This is a genomic window from Cetobacterium sp., assembly GCF_048470075.1.
Lineage (GTDB): Bacteria > Fusobacteriota > Fusobacteriia > Fusobacteriales > Fusobacteriaceae > Cetobacterium_A.
On record NZ_DBGBQB010000260.1, the window covers coordinates 1 to 7568 of the forward strand.

The 7568-nt window shown below is 32.5% G+C and carries 7 protein-coding genes and 1 pseudogene; 2 read left to right on the plus strand and 6 right to left on the minus strand.

Annotation, left to right across the window (positions count from 1 at the left end; all coding sequences use genetic code 11):
* From ACMOUI_RS09385 to ACMOUI_RS09405, 5 genes are all read right to left on the minus strand, one after another.
* A partial coding sequence (locus tag ACMOUI_RS09385) for a glutaminase (RefSeq protein ID WP_418965439.1) occupies positions 1 to 239 on the minus strand: 239 nt, incomplete at its 3' end.
* A 26-nt stretch (positions 240 to 265) separates the two neighbouring features.
* Entirely contained in the window at positions 266 to 1903 is a 1638-nt protein-coding gene (gene gadC / locus ACMOUI_RS09390; RefSeq protein WP_418965440.1) for a glutamate:gamma-aminobutyrate antiporter, read from the minus strand.
* Between the two features lie 108 nt (positions 1904 to 2011).
* A complete protein-coding gene (locus ACMOUI_RS09395) occupies positions 2012 to 3523 on the minus strand; it encodes a ClC family H(+)/Cl(-) exchange transporter (protein WP_418965441.1) in 1512 nt (503 codons plus the stop codon).
* A 13-nt stretch (positions 3524 to 3536) separates the two neighbouring features.
* Positions 3537 to 3992, minus strand: a complete 456-nt coding sequence (locus ACMOUI_RS09400; RefSeq protein WP_418965442.1) for a threonine/serine exporter family protein — start codon at positions 3990 to 3992, stop codon at positions 3537 to 3539.
* Positions 3989 to 4777, minus strand: coding sequence for a threonine/serine ThrE exporter family protein (locus tag ACMOUI_RS09405; RefSeq protein WP_418965443.1), 789 nt, complete (start codon positions 4775 to 4777; stop codon positions 3989 to 3991). Before ACMOUI_RS09405 ends, ACMOUI_RS09400 begins: the two co-directional genes overlap by 4 nt.
* A gap of 199 nt (positions 4778 to 4976) precedes the next feature.
* Between ACMOUI_RS09405 and ACMOUI_RS09410 the strand changes: the two genes are divergently transcribed.
* Entirely contained in the window at positions 4977 to 6044 is a 1068-nt protein-coding gene (locus ACMOUI_RS09410) for an agmatine deiminase family protein (protein ID WP_418965444.1), read from the plus strand.
* A gap of 20 nt (positions 6045 to 6064) precedes the next feature.
* Positions 6065 to 6946 carry an N-carbamoylputrescine amidase gene (aguB, locus tag ACMOUI_RS09415; RefSeq protein WP_418965445.1) on the plus strand — a complete coding sequence of 294 codons (882 nt, stop codon included), beginning with the start codon at positions 6065 to 6067 and terminating at the stop codon, positions 6944 to 6946.
* A gap of 110 nt (positions 6947 to 7056) precedes the next feature.
* Here aguB and ACMOUI_RS09420 read toward each other — a convergent pair.
* Positions 7057 to 7568: pseudogene (locus tag ACMOUI_RS09420) on the minus strand (hypothetical protein); the annotation flags it as partial.

The following is a 7568-nucleotide window of genomic DNA, read 5'->3' on the forward strand; positions in this document are numbered from 1 at the left end:
TCTTCCTCTCCATTATCCAATAGAGCTAAAGCTAAAACAACTGTTTTAGATATACTTTCTATAGCAAATCTAACCTTTGTATCTCCTGCTGATAACATAGTTCCATCTGGATATGCAATAACTGCACCTAAATAATCTTTACTTACTTTAGCCAACTCTGGAATATAAGTAGCCACAGCACCCTGAGATATTAATCCTTTATTGTTCTCCACTATTTTACTTAATACATCTTGATTCATTTTTTTGCCTCCATATCTACGAACTTTTATTTTTGTTCTTTTTCCTCATTAGATTCTGGTTTAGTTTCAACTTCTTTTTTTTCTTCTACTTGCTTCTGATCATCAGCTTTTTTAGGCTCATCATCCTGTTGCATAACATCATCTGGATGTGGAGTAATATGGAACTCTCCTCTAGCTTTTGGATGTCCAAAGAAATGGTGTTCTGGAGCATTTTCTGTTGTAATTCTTGTAGGCTCTATTCCTGTTGCATTTCTTCTATCTCTAAATTCATATATTATAAATGGAAGAACTAACACAACTATAAATCCTATAGTTAAAATAGTTTCATACTCTCCTGTATTTCCACCTGGAATATTATCTGGTGGGAAGAATGAGATAATAAAAGCAAATAATGATGTTAAGAATCCAACTGCACCAACAACACATTTAAATACAACTCCACCAGGTATTTGGTAAGCTGCCTGAGAATCTGTTGCTTTTCTTTTTAAAACTAATGTTAAATATCCTATAAATAATAGGAAGTATGTCATTAAGTAGATAACAACTGTTAAAGACATTGATGTCATGAAGGACATATTGTTTCCTCCTCCACCTAATGTTAGAACAATTGCCCAAATAGTTACGATAACACCTTGGAACATTACTAATGGAACTGGAACATCATTTTTATTAACTTTTTTAAACACTGGAGGTAAAATACCTTTTTGTGCAGCCACATACATAGCTCTTGATGGTCCAACTATCCAAGCACTTATCTCTGCTAAAACTCCAAGTCCAATGAAAGCAGCTATAATTCTAACAATCCAATCTAAATGACTTCCATAGTGATTAATTAATGTAGCAAAAGTTTGGTTAACACCAGCACTTAAGTTTATCTCATTCACTGGGATAACTGTTGCTATTGACAATCCACCTGCTGAACTTATTGTAATAGCTATAATAACTAGAATAAATACAGCTATTGGATATTGTTTTTTAGGGTTAGCCATCTCATTGGCATGGGAAGCTGATGCTTCTACCCCCATATAACTTAAGATAAATGATACCAATATTACCAATGAGTTAACTTTTGTAAAGTCAGGGAAGAATGCGTTCCAACTAACTTCCATATGGATTTGGTTTCCAGCTACTATATATGCTCCTGCAAGACCTATTAAAATTATTGCAGGTATTACAATACCAAAGATAAATCCAATTCTTGCTATTTTAGCTGTATATTTAGTACCACCCAATTGTGAGAATGTTAAAATCCAAAATACGATTAAAATAGAAACTAATTTTAAATGTGGATTTACATTTAGCTCTGGCCAATCAAACAGATACGATAATGATCCGTTGATAAAATAAAGCATTGGAATATAACCAACTGTTATTTCGAAAAATTGATAAAATATTGCTGCAAATCCCCAACGCTCACCTAAAGATTCAGAAACCCAAGTGAACACTCCTCCAGTTTCCCATCCAGGAATTGTTGCCATTTCAGCTGCACAAAGTGCCACTGGAATAAACCAAAACAACCCACCAAACAGTAAGAAGAATAACAATGAAAATCCTGAAGTTGCAAAACTCGGATATTCATAAACGGCCATAACCATTGAGGCTGTTATTGTGAAAAATCCAAATAGTGTCAACTGTTTTTTTGTTGTACTAGTGTTAGTATCCATAATCAAACCCTCCTATACATTTTTTTATTATTGTCATTATATTGTTCACTTTTGGTAGAACATTTCCTTCTGAAAAAGTTATATCTTTTTTTATTTTCTTGTCTACTCCTAATTTTCCTGGGCTAATGACCTTAAAGAATCATAAAATTTCTCAATATCTCTTTTTTTAGTTGGAATTCCGATTATATCATTCTTCTCTATTTTAGTTGTACCACTTATTTTTATAAGCTCTCCTTTTCTTTCAATAGAACTTATTTTTAAATCTCCTGGTAGCTCCAGTTGTTCTAAATCCTCTCCTATTAAATAGGATTCACTTCCCACTTCAAATACTAATTCCACAACCTCACTATTATTATCATTCTCTATCAGAGGTTTATATAATAGATCGTATATTGGTTCTACTCCAAGCAGATTGCTCACTGTATATGCCAATCCCACAACAATTACCATACTTGGTAACAATGTAAAATCCCAAGTCATCTCCAATATTAGTATAATTCCAGTAGCTGGTGATCTAACAACTACAACAAATGCCGATGCCATACCTAAAAAAATAAATACACCTAAATTACTTACATCTATTATATTAAAGTATAGAAGTATAAGTCCAAATAGTTTTCCTGACAATCCCCCAATCACTAAAAGAGGTAAAAAAATTCCACCAGGAAATCCTGTAGAGTAAGACAGTGTTGTGAACAGTAATTTTAAAATTATAAAGAATATTAAAGCTCCTATAGATAGATCGTTTACCATTCCCTCTCTGATTAAAAAACTCTCTCCTCCAGCTGTTAAATCCTTATAAAAAACTCCAATTACAACAACCATTAATGTATAAAAAAATATTTTAATATATTTAGAAATTTTTATCTTCCCATTTAGTTTTTGAAAATATATCAAAAGAAAGGAGAAGCTCTTTCCAATAAAGCTTATAAAGATTGCAAACATTATACATATATAAAAATATTGAAAATAATTCAGATTCTGTGGATAATTAATAGCTATATTTAAGTAATCATTTTTTACAAAAAATTTAGCTGCCATATATCCTGAAACTATTGATCCTAAAAATGAAAAAATTGTCAATCTTGAGTTAAAATATTTCTGTAACTCCTCTGCTATAAAGATTGCAGAAGCAAGAGGAGCTGTAAATGCAGAGGATAAACCAGCACCTGCTCCACTCATTATTAAATATTTTCTTTCAACTCTATCCACTTTAAATACCTGTGACACTGTTTCTCCAATTAAAGCGCCCATCTGTACGGAAGGTCCCTCTCTTCCAAGAGAGTATCCAGCCGATATCCCTGAAACTCCACCTAAGAATTTTAATATCAGTCCCTTTATTGGATTCTTTACTTTTATTCTTCCATATATCTGTGCTCTTGCCTGTGGAATTCCACTTCCTGTTACCACTGGCATCTCCTCAACCATCTTACTTATACAAACACCAACTATATATATACCTAAAAATCCTAAAATCAGATAATATATAGGGTTATTTAGATTAAAAATAGTATCTCTTATAACTGATGATTTCTCTATAATCCATCTGTATGGTATGGTTATAAGTCCTGTTACAAACCCGGTTAAAATAGCGAGTATATAAACTTTTAAAATCCCCATAATAAAACTCCTTTTATAAATTTTCTTTTGCTTTTTTCTTTACCACGTAGTAATAAATCTGTGAAAATGTTGAAACTGTTAAAATTCCTATGGCTATTGACCCTGAAATAATGAAAGTTTCAATCCCTTTACCCACAGCCTTAGATATATTATCTTGTACTATATAATACATGGTATAGTAGATTCCCCCTCCTGGAACCAAGGGAATCATACTTGGGTATAGAAATGAAACAGTTGGCACTTTTAATCGTCTTGATAAAATCTCTGAATAGATAGTTATAGTAGAAGAGGCCGCAGTATAGGAGATAAAGTATGTAAATCCTCTTTCACTCAGTAAGCTATATACCAGCCAACCTATCCCTGCACCGAAGCTACCATATAGATTTTTCTTTCCTCTCACATTAAATATTATTCCAAATCCATATGTTGCAACAATCGAAGCTATAACTTGAACTATTATAGTATTCATAATAGGCCTCCCAATGTTTTTATAATAGATAAAGTTATTCCAGATCCTATGGCTAATGCTGTTCCTACCATGAAAGCTTCAACCCCCCTTGCAATTCCAGATACTAGGTCTCCTGTTATCAAATCACGAATAGAGTTTGTAAAAGCTATTCCAGGCACTAATAACATCAGAGTTGAAATAATTGTAACTGAAATTTCAGGTATTATTCCCAGCAAAAAACATATATAGGCAGAAAATGAGCATGTCATTCCTCCCACCAAATTCAAGAAAAATTTATTTATCATTAATTTTGTAGAAAAATATCCTAAAAATGAAACTGAAATCGCTCCAATAACTGAAGCTATACAGCTTCCTCTATCTCCTCCAAAATAGTAAGCAAAAGCTCCTGCAGCAATACAGTTTCCAATTAATACATAAAAAAAGCTATAGGATTTTTCATCATCTATCTCCTTAACTTTTTCTAAAAACTCTTTAAATTTATAGCATTCTATATCTCTTACTAGAGAACTAAGTTTAGATATTTTTTCCACATTTATAGTTCTCATACGTATCTTTTCTATATTTGTAAAAAATCTTCTTTCCCTCCCTCTTATTGTTGTTAAAATACTTGATAACACCGCAAAGGAGTTTGACTCGAGTCCATAGTGATTACAAATTTTATCAACCATATCTTCAGCTCTATAAGTCTCTCCTCCAGATTCCAATATTAGCTTACCTACATAGCTCGCTAGATATAAGATATCATTTTCATTGATAACTGTTAAATCCTCTCTAAGATTATCCATATATATATCACCCAACTGTACTTTATTTAAATATTCCGTTTTCCAAGTTATTTTCCTTGAAATTTTATACCTTTTTCAATTTTATTCTAAATTTTTTTAAAATAAAAAAGAAATCCCAAAAATAAAATGAATAATGCAAGTGATTTATGATAGTCAAATCTATTTCAAAATCAATATCGTTATCAAGGAGGTTAGTATTATGTTTGGAACTTGTGGTAAAACACCTAGAGAACTTGGTTATAGAATGCCTGGTGAATGGGAAAAAAGAAGACGTACTTTTATGCAATGGCCTGTTAGAGATGGAAAAAATAGCAGGACTCCTCTTTGGCCCGATGGAATCGAAGCCGCTAGAAAAGGATATGCCAATGTTGCAAAAGCTATCGCTGAATTTGAGGAGTTAGTTATGATTGCCCCTCCTGAACTACTACACGAAGTTAAAGAGATGTGTGGAGAAAAAGTAGAAGTGTTATGCTTACCGATAGATGATTCGTGGGTTAGAGATAATGGTCCCACTTTTTTATTAAATGATGATCAAGAAGTAGCAGCAGTTAAATGGAGATTTACTTCTTATGGAGAAAAATATCAAACACACTATAATGATGGTAAAGTTCCCTATCATTTAGGTATATTTTATGATATTCCTATATTTACTTCACCACTGGCCTTAGAGGGTGGAGGAATCCATTCTGATGGACAGGGAACAATACTGACTACAGAATCAGCCTTACTTACTGGTTCTAGAAACTCTAGATTTACAAAAGAGGAGGTTACTCACCTATTGGAAGAGTACTTAGGTGGTGAACAAGTTATCTGGTTAAAATCTGGATTATATGGAGATTTGACTGATGGACACGTTGACAATACAGCATGTTTTGTAAGACCAGGAGTTATTATAATCCAAGCTTGTTATGATGAAAATGATCCTGACTATGAGATTTTCCAAGAGAATATGAAAATATTAAAAGAGTTTAAAGATAGATCAAGTGGACTACCTTTTGAAATTATTGAAATTGAAAAACCACCTATTAGATACTATGATGGTCAACTTTTAACATTGAGCTATATAAACTATTTACCTGTTACTGGTGCTGTAATTGTTCCAACTTTTGGTGGAGACGCCGAAGAAACAGATAAAAAAGCCTTGGAGGCTATTCAAAAAGCTTATCCTGATAGAAAAGTTGTTCCTATTGATGGAATGCCTATCATTATAGGTGGGGGATGTGTTCACTGTATAACTCAACAAATGCCTTATGGTAAAAGTTTTTAGTTAAAGGAGGATTAAAGAAGATGAGAAAAGTAAAAGTAGCAGCAGTTCAAATGTCTCTTGGATGGGATGTGGATGAAAATATAAGAAAAGCGGAAAATCAAGTTAGAGCAGCAGCAGCTGAAGGGGCTCAAATAATATTACTTTCTGAACTATTTGAAAGAGTTTATTTCTGTGCTAAAGAAAAAGCTGAATATATGCAATTTGCTACAGAGTTAGAGCTTGATACAGCAGTTAATCACTTTAAAAAGGTTGCAAAAGAACTACAAGTTGTTCTTCCAATAAGTTTTTATGAGAGAAAACATGGTGCAAGATATAACTCTATAGCTATTATTGACGCTGATGGAGAGATTTTAGGAGTCTATAGAAAAAGTCATATCCCCCATGATGTGAGTGGATATCAAGAGAAGTTCTACTTCAATATTGGAGACACTGGATTTAAAGTTTGGGAAACTAAATACGCAAAAATTGGTGTTGCTATATGTTGGGATCAATGGTTCCCTGAATCAGCAAGATGTATGGCTTTAATGGGAGCTGAAATTCTATTCTATCCAACAGCTATTGGATCAGAACCTAGTGACCCCACTATGGATACAAAAGATCACTGGCAAAGAGTTATGCAAGGACATGCAGGAGCTAACTTAACTCCATTGGTATGTTCTAATAGAACTGGACAGGAACATGTTGATGAGATTGGTGTTAAATTCTACGGTTCATCTTTTATAGCTGATCATACAGGTGCTAAAATCTCTGAGATGGATAGAGATTCTGAAGGATTTGCTATAGCTGAGTTAGACTTAGCTGCCATCGATGACTATAGAGCTTTCTGGGGTCTATTTAGAGATAGAAGACCTGATCTATATGGACCTATCTTAACTCTTGATGGAGAAACAAAATTTAAATAGATAGTATACACTGTTTTTAATACTCTTTTCAGGAATAAAGTATTTATATGTTATTCCTGAAAAGAGTTTTTTATTTTCAGAACTTAATTTTATATCTAGCCATATTTAAGCTACACCCTATCCCCTTTCTCTTTTAATAAAAAGTAAGCTATGAAAATCATAAGCACACCGCCCACTATTAAAATAAGATTAGAATTTATAAATAAACTCATCTTTCCAACTCCAAACTCCCCTATGGGTATCAAAACTCCATCTAAAAATGCTGAAAGTGCAAAAAATCTCGATTGCATATATACTGGAACACTCCTTTGATAATTAGATATTATTGGTATGCTTATTAAGTTTGCAAAAAAACCAATTAAAAACTGCATAAAAAGAACTATAAAGAACAACTCCTTTTTATAACCCCATAAAAACCATGATGTTATCCCTATTACTATTATTAAAATTGAATTTATATTTAATAGAACTAACAACTTTAAATTTTTATTTTTTAGAATCACAATTGCAGCACCTATAACAGCTCCTAAAATTGTTGATGATTCTACAAGTCCAAACTCATAGTTGGAAAACTTATGAACTTTAAGCAATAAAAATGGTATAGTTATTGATGATATAGGAC

Coding starts and splice junctions, on each gene's coding strand:
- gadC (WP_418965440.1), bottom strand. CDS start 1,903: ATGGATACTAACACTAGTACAACAAAAAAACAGTTGACACTATTTGGA.
- ACMOUI_RS09395 (WP_418965441.1), bottom strand. CDS start 3,523: ATGGGGATTTTAAAAGTTTATATACTCGCTATTTTAACCGGGTTTGTA.
- ACMOUI_RS09400 (WP_418965442.1), bottom strand. CDS start 3,992: ATGAATACTATAATAGTTCAAGTTATAGCTTCGATTGTTGCAACATAT.
- ACMOUI_RS09405 (WP_418965443.1), bottom strand. CDS start 4,777: ATGGATAATCTTAGAGAGGATTTAACAGTTATCAATGAAAATGATATC.
- ACMOUI_RS09410 (WP_418965444.1), top strand. CDS start 4,977: ATGTTTGGAACTTGTGGTAAAACACCTAGAGAACTTGGTTATAGAATG.
- aguB (WP_418965445.1), top strand. CDS start 6,065: ATGAGAAAAGTAAAAGTAGCAGCAGTTCAAATGTCTCTTGGATGGGAT.